The 13,430-nt window shown below is 63.6% G+C and carries 16 protein-coding genes; 9 read left to right on the forward strand and 7 right to left on the reverse strand.

Annotated elements, in window-relative coordinates; translation table 11 throughout:
* Window positions 1–46 precede the first annotated feature (46 nt).
* A complete protein-coding gene (locus IV091_RS02345) occupies window positions 47–490 on the forward strand; it encodes a YXWGXW repeat-containing protein (RefSeq protein ID WP_293464574.1) in 444 nt (147 codons plus the stop codon).
* Between the two features lie 79 nt (window positions 491–569).
* On the opposite strand, the gene IV091_RS02350 is transcribed toward IV091_RS02345, so the two are convergent.
* Together IV091_RS02350 and IV091_RS02355 are read right to left on the reverse strand one after the other, a co-directional pair.
* Window positions 570–1,298 carry a glutathione S-transferase gene (locus IV091_RS02350; RefSeq protein WP_293464577.1) on the reverse strand — a complete coding sequence of 243 codons (729 nt, stop codon included), beginning with the start codon at window positions 1,296–1,298 and terminating at the stop codon, window positions 570–572.
* 7 nt (window positions 1,299–1,305) lie between these two features.
* Window positions 1,306–1,974, reverse strand: coding sequence for a DsbA family oxidoreductase (locus IV091_RS02355; RefSeq protein ID WP_293464580.1), 669 nt, complete (start codon window positions 1,972–1,974; stop codon window positions 1,306–1,308).
* A gap of 188 nt (window positions 1,975–2,162) precedes the next feature.
* On the opposite strand from IV091_RS02355, the gene IV091_RS02360 reads away from it, so the two are divergent.
* The 6 genes from IV091_RS02360 (at window position 2,163) to IV091_RS02385 (ending at window position 7,956) form a co-directional block, all read left to right on the forward strand.
* Window positions 2,163–2,333 carry a hypothetical protein gene (locus tag IV091_RS02360; protein WP_293464583.1) on the forward strand — a complete coding sequence of 57 codons (171 nt, stop codon included), beginning with the start codon at window positions 2,163–2,165 and terminating at the stop codon, window positions 2,331–2,333.
* 189 nt (window positions 2,334–2,522) lie between these two features.
* Window positions 2,523–3,728 carry an acetyl-CoA C-acetyltransferase gene (locus IV091_RS02365; protein WP_293464585.1) on the forward strand — a complete coding sequence of 402 codons (1,206 nt, stop codon included), beginning with the start codon at window positions 2,523–2,525 and terminating at the stop codon, window positions 3,726–3,728.
* Window positions 3,728–5,878: a 3-hydroxyacyl-CoA dehydrogenase NAD-binding domain-containing protein gene (locus tag IV091_RS02370; RefSeq protein WP_293464588.1), complete on the forward strand. Its 2,151-nt coding sequence runs from the start codon at window positions 3,728–3,730 to the stop codon at window positions 5,876–5,878. The genes IV091_RS02365 and IV091_RS02370 overlap by 1 nt, the downstream gene beginning before the upstream one ends.
* A gap of 33 nt (window positions 5,879–5,911) precedes the next feature.
* The gene (gene fabG, locus IV091_RS02375) at window positions 5,912–6,655 is read left to right on the forward strand and encodes a 3-oxoacyl-ACP reductase FabG (protein ID WP_293464590.1); all 744 of its coding nucleotides are present in this window, start codon (window positions 5,912–5,914) and stop codon (window positions 6,653–6,655) included.
* Between the two features lie 144 nt (window positions 6,656–6,799).
* Entirely contained in the window at window positions 6,800–7,375 is a 576-nt protein-coding gene (locus tag IV091_RS02380; protein ID WP_293464592.1) for a chromate transporter, read from the forward strand.
* On the forward strand, window positions 7,372–7,956 hold the full coding sequence (locus tag IV091_RS02385) for a chromate transporter (RefSeq protein ID WP_293464594.1): 585 nt from the start codon (window positions 7,372–7,374) through the stop codon (window positions 7,954–7,956). Before IV091_RS02380 ends, IV091_RS02385 begins: the two co-directional genes overlap by 4 nt.
* On the opposite strand, the gene rlmB is transcribed toward IV091_RS02385, so the two are convergent.
* Window positions 7,953–8,714: a 23S rRNA (guanosine(2251)-2'-O)-methyltransferase RlmB gene (gene rlmB / locus IV091_RS02390; protein WP_293464597.1), complete on the reverse strand. Its 762-nt coding sequence runs from the start codon at window positions 8,712–8,714 to the stop codon at window positions 7,953–7,955. The two genes, IV091_RS02385 and rlmB, sit on opposite strands and share 4 nt — an antisense overlap.
* An 88-nt stretch (window positions 8,715–8,802) precedes the next feature.
* A complete protein-coding gene (locus IV091_RS02395) occupies window positions 8,803–9,525 on the reverse strand; it encodes an ABC transporter ATP-binding protein (protein ID WP_293464600.1) in 723 nt (240 codons plus the stop codon).
* 67 nt (window positions 9,526–9,592) lie between these two features.
* Between IV091_RS02395 and IV091_RS02400 the strand changes: the two genes are divergently transcribed.
* Together IV091_RS02400 and mnmH are read left to right on the forward strand one after the other, a co-directional pair.
* Window positions 9,593–10,264: an arylesterase gene (locus IV091_RS02400; protein ID WP_293464603.1), complete on the forward strand. Its 672-nt coding sequence runs from the start codon at window positions 9,593–9,595 to the stop codon at window positions 10,262–10,264.
* A complete protein-coding gene (mnmH, locus tag IV091_RS02405; protein WP_293464606.1) occupies window positions 10,261–11,319 on the forward strand; it encodes a tRNA 2-selenouridine(34) synthase MnmH in 1,059 nt (352 codons plus the stop codon). Before IV091_RS02400 ends, mnmH begins: the two co-directional genes overlap by 4 nt.
* 90 nt (window positions 11,320–11,409) lie before the next feature.
* Here mnmH and IV091_RS02410 read toward each other — a convergent pair whose 3' ends face one another.
* The 3 genes from IV091_RS02410 to IV091_RS02420 are packed head-to-tail and all read right to left on the reverse strand — an operon-like array spanning window position 11,410 to window position 13,412.
* Window positions 11,410–11,589, reverse strand: coding sequence for a hypothetical protein (locus IV091_RS02410; RefSeq protein WP_293464608.1), 180 nt, complete (start codon window positions 11,587–11,589; stop codon window positions 11,410–11,412).
* A gap of 19 nt (window positions 11,590–11,608) precedes the next feature.
* On the reverse strand, window positions 11,609–12,838 hold the full coding sequence (locus IV091_RS02415) for a PLP-dependent transferase (RefSeq protein ID WP_293464610.1): 1,230 nt from the start codon (window positions 12,836–12,838) through the stop codon (window positions 11,609–11,611).
* Window positions 12,839–12,887: 49 nt separating this feature from the next.
* A complete protein-coding gene (locus IV091_RS02420; protein WP_293464612.1) occupies window positions 12,888–13,412 on the reverse strand; it encodes a phosphoribosyltransferase in 525 nt (174 codons plus the stop codon).
* Window positions 13,413–13,430 lie beyond the last annotated feature (18 nt).

A 13,430-nucleotide genomic window follows, 5' to 3' on the forward strand; every position in this document is an offset into this window, starting at 1 on the left:
ATCCCGCCGGGGCAGACACTCCCATCAAACACCGAAGGAAACTTTTATGACCCTCAGCAACCCGCTCAAAAAAATCCTGCTCGCTGCCCTGCTCGCAGGTGCGGCAGCCGCGCCGGCACTGGCGCAAGTCAGCATCAACATCAACCTGGCCCCACCCCAGCCGCAATATGAAGTGGTTCCGGTGCTCGCCCCCAACCGCGTCTGGGCACCCGGTTACTGGGCCTGGAACGGCGATCGCCACGTCTGGGTGCGCGGTCACTCCATCATGAAGCGCGATGGCTACCGCTGGGCCCCCGACCGTTGGGAGCAAAAAAGTGGTGGCTACTACCGGCAACCTGGCAGCTGGGTGCGCGAAGTTCAGTACGTTCCGGTGCAGCAGCAAAAGTTCAAAAAGGACAAGCACAAGGAAGATCGGGGCCATGACGAACACGGGAACAAAGGCCACGGTAATGGCAAAGGCAACGGCAAGGGACACGGAAACAGGGACTGACACAGTATTGATTTTCTGGTGAAAACGAAAAAAGCTGGCGGTCGCCAGCTTTTTTTCGCCTGCCTGCCTGGCGCAGCGCTCAGGCGTCCAGTTCCGGATAGCGTCTGAAAATGCCGTCCTCACTGAAAGGCAGGCGCCGTTCGCTGGCCAGGTAGTCCGTCACGCGCGGGTGCAGCGCGACGAGGTCATGCAGGGCCTGAACCCGCGGAGCCTGGGCCAGCGCGCGCCGGCCCGCTTTGGGAAAGGCGTACAGCAGGCCTTCGACCAACTGGAACAGCGACAGGTCGGCGTAGCTGAGCCGCGCCCCCACCAGATGCGCGCTGCCCCTGGGGTTGCGCTGCAGCACGCTTTCAAACCAGGCCAGGTACTTGGGCACGCGAAACTCGCGGAACTCCTGAGCCCGCCTGGCGGCCTCGGGTTTCTGGTCTTCGTAGTACAGGCTGCCGGCAATCGGGTGGTGCGTGTCGTGCGCTTCGGCCACCGCGTCGGCGATGGTCAGCTGTAGCTGGTGCGTCCACAGGCGCTGGGCCTCGTTTTTGGCTACCAGGCCCAGGCGCGGACCCAGGTAAAGCAGGATGGCCGCAGTCTGGCCAACGACGAGCTGGCCATGGACCAGAAAAGGCGGCGCAAACGGCGGGTGCGGCACGTCAGGGCCCTCCAGGAAGCGCAGCATGGCCGGCACGCCCTGCCCTTCGCCCTCGGGGCCGCGCGCCACGTCCAGGTAGTCGGCGCCTGCCGCTTCCAGGGCCAGCCGGACAAATTCGCCACGGCCCTGAATCGTCGGCCAATAGTGCAGTTCGTAGCGCATGGCCGCCTCAGCCCGCTGCCGCGATCTGGCGCAGGGCCTGCTCGAACACCTCGACCGGCTGGCCGCCCGAGATCAGGTGGCGGTCATTGATGATGACGGCCGGCACCGAGTGAATGCCCTGGCTCAGGTAGAACTGCGCGCGCTCGCGCACCTCGTCGGCGTAGGCGTTGGAGGCCAGCACCTCGCGCGCACCCGCCGCATCCAGGCCCACCTCGCCCGCCACGCGCGCCAGCACCTCGTGCGAGGCCGGGCTTTCGCCGTCGGTGAAATAGGCTGCAAACAGCGCTTCCTTGAGCGCCCGCTGCGGGCCTGCGCCCTGCAGCTCGGCCCAGTGCAGCAGCCGGTGCGCATCAAAAGTGTTGTAGATGCGATGGCGCCCGCCGCCGGGCTCATCGGCAGCGCTGAACTTGAAGCCCAGCTGCGCGCCGCGCTGGCGAATGTTTTCGCGGTTGGCTTGGGCCTGCTCGGGCGTGATGCCGTACTTTTGCGTGATGTGCTCGGTGATTTCCTGGCCCTCGGCGGCCATGTTCGGATTGAGCTCGAAGGGCTGGAAATGCAGTTCGGCGCTGATGTCACCGGCCACGCGCGCCAGCGCCTGGTCCAGCGCCTTCAGGCCGACCACGCACCAAGGGCAGGAAATGTCGGACACAAAATCAATTTTGAGGGAAGTGGTCATGGGAGCCTTTGTTGATGCGCGCAAGCCCGGATTTTGCGGCAGAAACCGTCATCTTGTCTGGATGCGGGGACTCTTCATCGGCCTGGCCGGTGGCGGGTAGGCCGCCGCTGACAGCAAACAGCGCCTGTCCCCGATGGCCGAAAACTCCGCTCAGCCGCATAGTCAGCCCACAACTTTGGAGAAAATAAATGTCTTTCGCAATTTACATGGTCGGGTTCTTGATGTTTTTGGGCGGCGTGGTCTGGGGTGCCGTGGTGGCGGGCGTGCCGCACCTCTACATCGGCATCGGCTCTCTGATCGTGCTGGGCATCGGTATTTTCAGCGCGGTAGGCCGCACGCGCAGCAAAGACGCCTCCTGAGCTTTTCCATCGAGCATTAATGCCTGATGCCCAATGAATACGGGAATAATTAGCTACTAAAAAAATAGCAGTTGCGCAGTCCGCCGCAGCCCACATGGCGCCTTCGCGTCAGGCAAATGCAACGTCTCGTGCCTATACTTTTAAAGTATTTTTTCTTACCGGCCCCGTGCCGCTCCCAGGAAAGCCCGCATGACCGAAGCATTCATCTACGACGCCATCCGCACGCCACGCGGCAAGGGTAAAAAGGACGGCAGCCTGCACGAGGTCAAGCCGGTCAACCTGCTGGCTGGCGTGTTGACCGAACTGCAACGCCGCAATGGCTTTGACACGGCGGCCGTCGACGACGTGGTGATGGGCGTGGTGTCGCCGGTAGGCGAGCAAGGCGCGGTGATTGCCAAGGTGGCGGCGCTGAAAGCCGGCTGGGACTTTCGCGCCTCGGGCGTGCAGATCAACCGCTTTTGCGCCTCGGGCCTGGAAGCGGTGAACCTGGCGGCGCAAAAGGTGCGCTCGGGCTGGGAAGACCTGGTGGTGGCCGGCGGCGTGGAAAGCATGAGCCGCGTGCCGCTGGGCGCTGACGGCGGTGCCTGGGCGCAAGATCCGGAAACCAACAGTGCGACCCTTTTTGTGCCGCAGGGCATAGGCGCCGACCTGATCGCCACGATAGAAGGCTTCAGCCGCACCGACGTGGACGACTATGCGCTGGAAAGCCAGCGCCGCGCCACCAAGGCGCAGGCGGCCGGTTACTTTGCGGGCTCTGTGGTGCCGGTCCGGGACGCCATCGGCCAGATCATCCTGGACCACGACGAATTCATCAAACCCCACACCACGCGCGAAGGCCTGGCGCAACTCAAACCCGCGTTCGAGCAGCTCGGCGCGATGGGCTTTGACAGCGTCGCGCTGCAGCGCTACCCGCACATCGAGCGCATCCACCATGTGCACCATGCGGGCAACTCGTCGGGCATTGTCGATGGTGCGGCAGCGGTCCTGATCGGCTCCGAAGCCGCCGGAAAAACCCACGGTCTGACGCCCCGGGCGCGCATTGTGGCTGCCGCACTGAGTGGCGCCGACCCGACCATCATGCTGACCGGCCCCATGCCGGCGGCGCGCAAGGCGCTGGTCAAGGCCGGCATGACGGTGGACCAGATCGACCTGTTTGAGGTCAACGAAGCCTTTGCCGCCGTGGTGATGCGCTTCATGCGGGAGATGAAGGTGTTGCCCGACAAGGTCAACGCGAACGGCGGCGCGATTGCCATGGGCCACCCGCTGGGCGCGACCGGCGCGATGATTCTGGGCACGCTGGTGGACGAGCTGCACCGGCGCCAGCTGCGCTACGGCATGGCCACGCTGTGCGTGGGCGGCGGCATGGGCATTGCCACCATCGTGGAAAGAATCTGATGAAAACCATCCAGTACGCACTGAACAACGACGGCGTGGCCACCCTGACCTTTGACGAGCCCGGCTCGCCGGTCAACACGATGTGCCAGCAGTGGCAAAACGACCTGGGCGACGTCACGGCGCTGGTGCTTAAAAACCGGGACGCGATCAAGGGCATCATCCTGGCCTCGGCCAAAAGCACTTTTTTTGCCGGCGCCGACCTCAAAGCCGTGATGCGGCTGCAGCCTTCCGACGCGCCGCAGGCCTATGCCGAAGTCGAGCGACTGAAACACCATTTCCGCGCACTCGAAACGCTGGGCATACCGGTCGTCAGTTGCCTGAACGGCACGGCGCTGGGCGGCGGCTGGGAAGTGGCGCTGGTGGGCCACCACCGGCTCGCGGTCGATGACCCGAAAATCGAGTTCGGCCTGCCCGAAGTCACGCTGGGCCTGCTGCCAGGGGCCGGCGGCGTGACCAAAATGACGCGCCACCTCGGCCTGACGGCGGCCCAGCCTTACTTGCTGCAAGGCCAGCTGTTTGGCCCGCGCGAGGCACTGGCGCTGGGCCTGGTGCATGAACTGGTGGCCGACGCGTCGCAATTGCGCGCCAGGGCGCTGGCCTGGATTGCCGCCCACCCGAGCGCGCAACACCCCTGGGATGCCAAGGGCTACAAGATCCCGGGCGGCACGCCGGCCGACCCGCAAGTAGCCGCTGCGCTCAGCGTGGCGCCCGCCCTGCTCAAGAAGCAGACGCGCGGGCTTTACCCCGCCCCTGAAGCCATCCTGGCCTGCATGGTGGAAGGCACGCTGGTCGACATGGACACCGCCTTGCGCATTGAAAGCCGCTACCTGGCGCCGCTGCTGATCGGCACCAACGCCAAGGCGATGATCAGCGCCTTCTTTTTTGACCTGAACGCGATCAAGTCCAGCCAGTCGCGGCCCCGGGGATTTCCTGCGTTCAAGCCGCAAAAAGTCGGCGTTCTGGGGGCCGGCATGATGGGCGCGGGCATCGCCTACGCCCAGGCCAACCGGGGAATCGCCACGGTGCTCAAGGATGTGAACCAGGCCAAGGCCGATGCGGGCAAGGCCTGGAGCGCCAGGCTGACCCAGCAGCGCGTTGACAAAGGCAGGATGACGCCGGACGAGCAGACCGCCCTGCTGTCCCGCATCACGGCCACCGGCGAGGCGGCAGACCTGGCCGGTTGCGACCTGATCATCGAAGCGGTGTTTGAAAACCGCGCGCTGAAAGCCCAGGTCACGCGGGAAGCAGAACCCTGGCTGGCGCCAGGCGGCTTTTTTGCATCCAACACCTCCACGCTGCCCATCAGCGGCCTGGCCACGGCCAGCGCGCGGCCCGAGAAATTCATCGGCCTCCACTTCTTCAGCCCGGTCGACAAGATGAAGCTGGTCGAGATCATTCGCGGCCAACACACCGACGATGACACCGTGGCGCGCGCCTTCGACTACGTGCAGGCGCTGGGCAAGATCCCGATCGTCGTCAACGACGCGCGCGGTTTTTACACCAGCCGCACCTTTGGCACGTTTGTGATGGAAGGCGCGGCCATGCTCGGCGAAGGCATCCCGGCCGCCGCGATTGAGAACGCCGGCATGCAGGCGGGCATGCCGGTCGGGCCGCTGGCCGTGCTGGATGAAACCGCGCTGTCGCTGAGCGTGCTGGTGCTGGACCAGACGCGCGCCGACTTCAGCGCCCAGGGCCAGACCTACAGCGCGACGCCGGGCGAGTTGCTGGTGGAACGCATGGTCAAGGAGTTCAAGCGCAGCGGCCGCGCGGCAGGTGGCGGGTTTTATGACTACCCACCTGAAAAAGGCGGCAAAAAGACGCTGTGGACCGGACTCAAACCGCTGTTTGAAAAACCGGAGCTTGCCTGGGACATCCAGGACCTGAAGGACCGCCTGCTCTACCGCCAGGCGGTGGAAACCGCCCGCTGCCTGGCCGAAGGTGTGCTGACCAGCGTGCACGAGGCCAACATCGGCTCGCTCTTTGGCATTGGCTTTCCGGCCTGGACTGGCGGCGCGATGCAGTTCATCTATGGCATGGGCGTGGACGCCTTTGTTGCGCGCTGCGATGCGCTGGCGGCCCGGTTCGGTGCGGGATTCCTGCTGACGGACGCGGTAAAAGCGCCCATCCGCCAGCACCAGCCGGTGTACTGATTCATCTTTTCTCACTCCAAAAAAGGTCCCCTCATGCCAAGACTCCAGAACAAGGTCAGCCTCATCACCGGCGCGGCGCAAGGCATAGGCCTGGCCACCGCCCTCAAGTTTGCACAGGAAGGCGCCATCGTCATCGTCTGCGACCTGAAGCAGGCCGCCGTTGACGAGGCTGTGAAACAGTGCCAGGCGCTCGGCGCGCAGGCGGTCGGCTATGTCATGGACGTGACGCAGCGGCCCGCCGTGGACGCCGTGGTGGCCCAGGTCAAGGCGCAGTTTGGCCGCATCGACGTGTTGGTCAACAACGCCGGCATCACGCAGGATGCGCGGCTGGTCAAGATGACGCTGGAGCAGTTCGACCGCGTGATTGATGTCAACCTGCGCGGCGTGTTTCATTGCGCGCAGGCCGTGGCTGACACCATGATCGCGCAGGGACAGGGCGTGATCCTGAACGCCAGTTCGGTGGTGGGCATTTACGGCAACTTTGGCCAGACCAACTATGCCGCCACCAAGTTCGGCGTGATCGGTTTTACCAAGACCTGGAGCCGCGAACTCGGGCCCAAGGGCGTGCGCGTGAACGCAGTAGCGCCCGGCTTTATTGCCACGCCCATCCTGGCCACCATTCCCGAGAACGTTTTAAAGGAAATGGAAACCCGCGTGCCGCTCAAGCGGCTGGGCCAGCCCGGGGAAATTGCCAACGTGTACGCCTTCCTGGCCAGCGAAGAGGCCAGTTACGTCAATGGCGCGGTGATCGAGGTGTCGGGCGGCATGACCGTCTGATGGGACACCTTTTCTATTTTTAAGCATTTCAAGACTCCAGCCCAATATCGACGGCAATATATAGCTATATTTTAAATAGCAAAAAAGTCGCAGAAATGCCTGTACGGCGCCTGTGAAGTTGGGGTGAACGGCGATAATCTGGCCATGAATTCACTGCTCGCGCCCGACCACCCGCACCCCCAGTCGCTAACCGATCTGTTTTTTTCCTTCACCTGGCTGGCGCTTCAGGGCTTTGGCGGGGTGCTGGCCGTGGTGCAGCGCGAACTCGTCGAAAAAAAACGCTGGATGACGCGCGACGAGTTCATTGAAGACTGGGCGGTGGCGCAGGTCATGCCGGGGCCCAACGTGGTGAACCTGTCGTTGATGATAGGCGGGCGCTACTTTGGCCTGAAGGGCGCCATGGTGGCGCTGGCCGGCATGCTGACCGTGCCGCTCATTCTGGTGTTGCTGCTGGCGCTGGTGTACGCACAGTTTGCGGATCTGCCCGGCGTAGCGGGCGCACTGCGCGGCATGGGCGCGGTGGCCGCCGGACTGATTGCCGCAACCGGCCTGAGACTTTCTGGCGCCCTGCTCAATAACGTGCTGGGCATGCGCCAGTGCCTGGCCCTTGGCGCGGTGTGCTTTGTGGCTATCGCGCTGCTGCGCTGGCCGCTGTTTTATGTGTTGTCTGGCCTGGGCAGCGTGGCCTGCGTGCTGGCGTACAAAAAGCTCAAGCCATGACCGAGCCGCTCGCGCTCATTTTCACACTGCAGGACTGGTTTACCCTGTTCCTGCATTACCTGACGCTTTCCCTGCTCTCGATAGGCGGCGCCATCACCACGGCGCCCGACATGCACCGCTTTCTGGTGGACCAGCAGCACTGGCTGACCGACGCGCAGTTCAATGCCTCCATTGCCATCGCACAAGCCGCGCCCGGCCCGAATGTGCTGTTTGTTGCGCTGCTGGGCTGGAATGTGGGCCTTAACGCGGGCGGCATGCTGACCGGATTACTAGGGGTTCTACTGTCTCTCCTGGGCATCCTGATACCCAGCACCGTGCTGACCTATGTTGCTTCCCGGTGGGGACACCGCAACCGTGAATTACGGGCTGTGCGTGCATTCAAGCAGGGTATGGCGCCCATCGTGGTGGCGCTGCTGATGGCCACCGGCTGGATTCTGGCCAGCGCCAACGGAAGTTCGCTGAACGACTGGCCAGTGTGGCTGGTCACGGTCGCGACGGCGCTCATCGTCTGGCGCACCCGGACCCACCTGCTCTGGCTGCTGGGCGCCGGCGCCCTGCTGGGCTGGTACGGCCTGATTTAGGCGGCTGCCGGGCGGCGCTGGCGCAGCGCTTCGTACAGGCAAACGCCGCTGGCCACCGACACGTTCAGGCTTTCGACCGCGCCCTGCATCGGGATGCGGACCAGCTCGTCACAGGTTTTGCGCGTGAGCTGGCGCATGCCTTCGCCTTCGGCGCCCAAAATCAGCGCCACCGGGCCGGTCAGGTCCACGTCGTAAATCGTCTTGGTCGCGTCGTCGCTGGTGCCAATGCACCAGATGTTGCGCTCCTTGAGTTCACCCAGCGTGCGCGCCAGGTTGGTCACCATGAAATACGGTACGGTTTCAGCCGCGCCGCTGGCGACCTTGGACACGGTGGCGTTGATGCCTGCCGCGTGGTCCTTGGGCGCAATCACGGCCTGCGCCCCCGCGCCATCGGCCACCCGCAGGCAGGCGCCCAGGTTGTGCGGGTCGGTCACGCCGTCGAGCACCAGCAGCAGGGGCTGGGCGGTGCCGGCGGCCTCCAGCTGCTCCAGCAACTCGTCGAGCGAGGTGACCTGCGCCACCGCGTCCACCCGAGCCACCACGCCCTGGTGGCCGTGGCTGCCGCACATTTTGGCCAGGCGCAGGCCGTCGGACTCGACCAGCCGCACGCCGGCTTCGCGGGCGCGGTCGGTGAACTGGCGCATGCGGGCGTCGCGACGCGACACATCGTAAAAAACTTCCAGCACCGACTTGGGTGCGGTTTTAAGGCGGACACCGACGGCATGAAAGCCAAAAAGAACTTTAGAGGATGAAGACATGCCGGGATTATCGCTGCTGGCGCGGCGGCAGCACTGTGCCAGCGCGCCGATACGGCTCAGCGCCATTGGCGCCGGAGCCGTATTTCCCTCAAGAATTGATGATCTTACCGGCCTCGATCGTGATGCGCCGCTGGCAGCGCGCGGCAATCGCCGGGTCGTGCGTGACCAACACCAGCGTGGTGCCCAGTTCCTGGTTGAGTTCAAACATCAGCTTCATCACGGTGTCGCCAGTGGCAAAGTCCAGGCTACCAGTCGGCTCATCGGCCAGCAGCACCGCTGGCGCCACCACAAACGCCCGCGCCAGCGCCACGCGCTGCTGCTCGCCGCCCGACAGCACCTTGGGGTAATGCCCCAGCCGCTGGCCCAGGCCGACGCGCTTGAGCATTTCAGTGGCCAGTTGCCGCGCGCCTTTGGTGCCCGACAGCTCCAGCGGCAGCATGACGTTTTCAAGCGCAGTCAAGTTGCCCATGAGCTGAAAGCTCTGAAAAACAAAGCCGACCTGCTGGGCGCGCAAGGCGGCACGGTCGTCTTCACTGAGAGCAAAAATATCCTGGCCGGCCAGTCGCACCGTCCCTTTTGTAGGGGTATCGAGGCCGGCGATGATGGACAGCAGCGTGCTTTTACCCGAGCCGGAGGCGCCGACAATGGCGGCGGTTTCGCGCGGCGCCAGGGCAAAGTCAATATCGCGCAAAATGGTCAACGTGCCCGTTGAGTCCGTCACCGACTTGAAAACATGCTCAACGGAAATAATTGAAGAGAGGGCGGACGTTGCCGCAACGTCGCCAGAAACAGAAACCACAGGTTCAAACATGTCAGCCTTATCAGAAAACTTGAAATTCACGCTGCCAGTATGTCCCAAGCCTGGCCTTGCAAAGCGGATGCGCGGGCTAAAACCTTTTGGCGCGCTGCTGGTCGCGGCGCTGCTGGGCACGCCCTGGCTGGCGCATGGACAGATCGCCAACGCCGCCGCCAAAACCACGGCCCCCACTGCCACGGTCATTTTGGTGCTGGGAGATTCGCTGAGCGCCGAATATGGTCTGAAGCGCGGCACCGGCTGGGTCGCGTTGCTGGAACAGCAACTGGCTGCCAAACAAAAAAATGCTGTGAAAGTGGTCAATGCCAGCGTCAGCGGCGACACCACCTCGGGCGGACGTTCGCGCCTGCCGGCCCTGCTGGCGCAGCACAAGCCGACGGCGGTGGTGATTGAGCTGGGCGGCAACGATGCCCTGCGCGGCCTGCCCATGAGCATGACCCAGAGCAACCTGCTGGCCATGACGCAGGCCGCCAAAAAAGCCGGCGCCAAGGTGCTGCTGCTGGGCATGCAGGTGCCGCCCAACTACGGCGCGGCCTATGGCGCTGAATTTTCCGGTTTGTTTACCCAGGTCGCCAAGACCGAAAAAGTCGCGCTGGTGCCCTTTTTCCTCAAGGGCATTGCCGACGTGGATGGCGCGACCGCCAACTTCCAGGCCGACCGGATTCACCCCAACGAGCAGTCACAGGCCAGCATGCTGGCCAATGTGTGGCCCGAACTGAAGAAGCTGATCAAGTGAGCATTGAACGCATTTCCGCTGAGGCCGCACTCAGCCAATTAGGCCATTTCTCTGAAGTCATCGACGCCCGAAGCGAGGGCGAATACGCTGAGGACCACCTGCCCGGCGCCGTGAACTGGCCCAGCCTGCATGACGAGGAACGAAAAATCGTCGGCACCCGCTACAAGCAGATCAGCCAGTTCGAGGCCAAAAAGCTCGGTGCCGCGCTGGTGGCCCAGAACATTGCCACGCACATCCTGCGCGAGGTGCTGGACAAACCCCGGGAATGGCAGCCGCTGGTGTATTGCTGGCGCGGCGGCAAGCGCAGCGGCTCGCTGGCGCTGATCCTGGACCAGATCGGCTTCAAGGTCACGCTGGTGGACGGCGGCTACAAGGCTTTTCGGGCGGCGCTGGTGGCCGACTTGCCGCAACTGGCGGCCCGGCACCAGTACCAGGTCATTTGTGGCACCACCGGGTCGGGCAAGACCAGGCTGCTGCAGGCCCTGGCCGCCCAAGGCGCGCAGGTACTGGACCTGGAAGGACTGGCGCATCACCGCAGCTCGGTGCTGGGCCTGATTCCGGGCCTGCCGCAACCGAGCCAGAAGGCCTTCGACAGCCGAATCTGGGCTGCCCTGCGCAGCTTTGACCCGGCGCGCCCGGTTTACATCGAAAGCGAAAGCAAGAAAGTCGGCAACGTGGCGGTCCCGGAAGGCCTGATTGCCGCCATGCGCAGCAGCCCGTGCCTGCAACTGGACTTGCCCGAAGACGAACGTGTGGCGCTGCTACTGGAGGACTATGATTTTTTTGTCCAGGACATCGAATTTTTCTGCGACCGCCTGGGCGCGCTGACCGAGGCGCGTGGCAAGGCAGTAGTGGAGGACTGGCAGGCGCGCGCGCGCAGCGGCGGCGTGGCGTCAGTCGTGCGCGAGTTGCTGGTGAAGCACTACGACCCGGTCTACCTGCAGTCGATGCGGCGCAATTTTGAGCAGTATGAAGCCGCCCGTGTCATTGCGCCCAGAGGCCATTCGGTGGCCGCCATGGCGGCGCTGGCGCGCACCATGCTGGCGACAGCCTGACATAAAAAAACCCGACCCCACCGCTTTGGTGATGTCGGGTTTGACTGCGGGCTGAAGCCTACTGAACCAGTAGCCTTCAGCACCCGTAGTTCAGGACGCAGCCGATGGCAGGTCCGTCTGCGGCTCTGCGGGCGTGTCCGACGTTTCGGTGCCGTCATCGGGCGCGTCATCTGGCCTGCCTTCGCCTTTGCGCTTGAGCTTGTCTTCTTTTTTGCGTTTTTTCGCAAGCTCTTTCTGGCGCTTTTCGTAGGAATAATTGGGAGTTGCCACTGCGTGCTTTCTTGAATAATTAGCCCTTACTGTACTGCATTGCCATCAGCGCCTGGGCCAGGTCGGCCTGGAGGTCGGCAACCGCCTCAAGCCCCACTGAAAAGCGCACCAGTCCGCCCTGATGGGGCCATGGGGTTGTGCGAATGGCGGGCACGTCATAAGGGACGCAAAGACTCATGGGGCCGGCCCAGCTGTAGCCCAGCCTGAACAGTTTCAGACTGTCGCAAAAATGGTCAATCTGCGTCTGGCTCAGGTCAGGTTTGAACACCGCGCTGAACAGGCAGGCGGCGCCGGTGCAATCGCGCTGCCACTCGGCATGCCCGGGCGAGCCGGGCAAGGCCGGATGCAGCACGACCGCAATCTGCGGCTGGTTGGCCAGCCAGGCCGCCAGCTGCCGGGTTGCTGCGTCTTGGGCCGCGTAGCGCAGCGCCATGGTGTTCAGGCCACGCAGCACCAGTTCGGCGTCATTGCCGCTGATGCCAAAACCAACGCGCATGTGGCACAGGTGGATCAGGTGGTGCAGCGCCTCGTTATTGGTCACCACCGAGCCCATCAGCACGTCGGCGCCGCCGCTAGGATATTTGGTCAACGCCTGCATGGACAGGTCAACGCCCAGCGTGAAGGCATTGAACGCCAGACCGGCGCCCCAGGTGTTGTCGAGGGCCGTGATGACGCCCAGCGGATGCGCCTGCCCCGGGGTCTGGTTGTGCGCCCGCACGGTGGCGACCAGTGCCGTAAGGTCGGGGAACTCCAGCGTGATCGAGCCGGGTGCTTCGAGCCAGACTAGGCGCGTTCTGGCGTTCAGTTTCGCCGCCAGATCGGCCGGATTCATGGCGTCATAAAACTGCAAACTGATGGCCCACCCCGCGAGTTCACCCTGGGCGAAGGCCTTGTTGGGGCCGTAGGCATTGTCGGGAATCAAGACTTCATCGCCTGCCTTGAGCAAGGCCATGTCCACCAGCGTCACTGCAGCCAGGCCACTAGGCACCAGGGTGCAGTACTTGCCGCCCTCCAGCGTGGCGATGCGTGCCTCCAGGGTGAAGGTGGTGGGCGTGCCGTGCAGGCCGTAGGTGTAGCCGCTTTTGTGTTTCCAGTCGCGATTGCGCAAGGCCGCAACGCTCGGAAAGATGACGGTGGAAGCCTTGTGCACCGCTGTGGTGACGGTTTCAAACCCCGCGGGCGGGACGTAGGGGTGGTGAATCAGTTGGGTAGATGGGTCCGGAGATGGGTCGGTAAATAGGTCGCTCATGCGCCCATGTTAACGGCAGGCCCGCCCTGCCGCAGCCGGCTTTACGGTGCTAGATCTTCCACTTGGCCAGCAACTGGACAGGCGTCAGCGCATCGTAGCTCTCAAAAGGCTGATGAATCCACGGATTGGTGGGCAAAAACTCCACCGCATAGTCGGGCTGAAACGTGGACACGCCTTTGGTCCAGATCACCGCGCTGCGCAGCTCGGTGATTGGCTTGTAGTTGTTGCGCAACTGGTGAATCACGGCGTTCAGGGTTTTTCCGGAATCGGCCAGATCGTCCACCAGCAGCACTTTTCCTGCGATTTCACCCTTGGGCGTGGTGATGAAACGGGCGATGTCGAGGTTGCCCTGCAGCGTGCCGGAGTCAGCGCGGTAGGAGCTGGTCGACATGATGGCCAGCGGCTTGTCAAAAATGCGCGAAAGAATGTCACCCGGCCGCATGCCGCCGCGCGCCAGGCACAGGATGGTGTCGAACTCCCAATCGGACTGGTGAATCTTGATGGCCAGTTTTTCAATCAGGTTGTGGTATTCGTCATAGCTGACGTAGAGATGCTTGCCGTCTTCGGTCAACATGAAATTACTCCTGATTTA

Source organism: Polaromonas sp., assembly GCF_018780625.1.
Lineage (GTDB): Bacteria > Pseudomonadota > Gammaproteobacteria > Burkholderiales > Burkholderiaceae_C > Polaromonas.

Coding starts and splice junctions, on each gene's coding strand:
- IV091_RS02345 (WP_293464574.1), top strand. CDS start 47: ATGACCCTCAGCAACCCGCTCAAAAAAATCCTGCTCGCTGCCCTGCTC.
- IV091_RS02350 (WP_293464577.1), bottom strand. CDS start 1,298: ATGCGCTACGAACTGCACTATTGGCCGACGATTCAGGGCCGTGGCGAA.
- IV091_RS02355 (WP_293464580.1), bottom strand. CDS start 1,974: ATGACCACTTCCCTCAAAATTGATTTTGTGTCCGACATTTCCTGCCCT.
- IV091_RS02360 (WP_293464583.1), top strand. CDS start 2,163: ATGTCTTTCGCAATTTACATGGTCGGGTTCTTGATGTTTTTGGGCGGC.
- IV091_RS02365 (WP_293464585.1), top strand. CDS start 2,523: ATGACCGAAGCATTCATCTACGACGCCATCCGCACGCCACGCGGCAAG.
- IV091_RS02370 (WP_293464588.1), top strand. CDS start 3,728: ATGAAAACCATCCAGTACGCACTGAACAACGACGGCGTGGCCACCCTG.
- fabG (WP_293464590.1), top strand. CDS start 5,912: ATGCCAAGACTCCAGAACAAGGTCAGCCTCATCACCGGCGCGGCGCAA.
- IV091_RS02380 (WP_293464592.1), top strand. CDS start 6,800: ATGAATTCACTGCTCGCGCCCGACCACCCGCACCCCCAGTCGCTAACC.
- IV091_RS02385 (WP_293464594.1), top strand. CDS start 7,372: ATGACCGAGCCGCTCGCGCTCATTTTCACACTGCAGGACTGGTTTACC.
- rlmB (WP_293464597.1), bottom strand. CDS start 8,714: ATGTCTTCATCCTCTAAAGTTCTTTTTGGCTTTCATGCCGTCGGTGTC.
- IV091_RS02395 (WP_293464600.1), bottom strand. CDS start 9,525: ATGTTTGAACCTGTGGTTTCTGTTTCTGGCGACGTTGCGGCAACGTCC.
- IV091_RS02400 (WP_293464603.1), top strand. CDS start 9,593: ATGCGCGGGCTAAAACCTTTTGGCGCGCTGCTGGTCGCGGCGCTGCTG.
- IV091_RS02415 (WP_293464610.1), bottom strand. CDS start 12,838: ATGAGCGACCTATTTACCGACCCATCTCCGGACCCATCTACCCAACTG.
- IV091_RS02420 (WP_293464612.1), bottom strand. CDS start 13,412: ATGTTGACCGAAGACGGCAAGCATCTCTACGTCAGCTATGACGAATAC.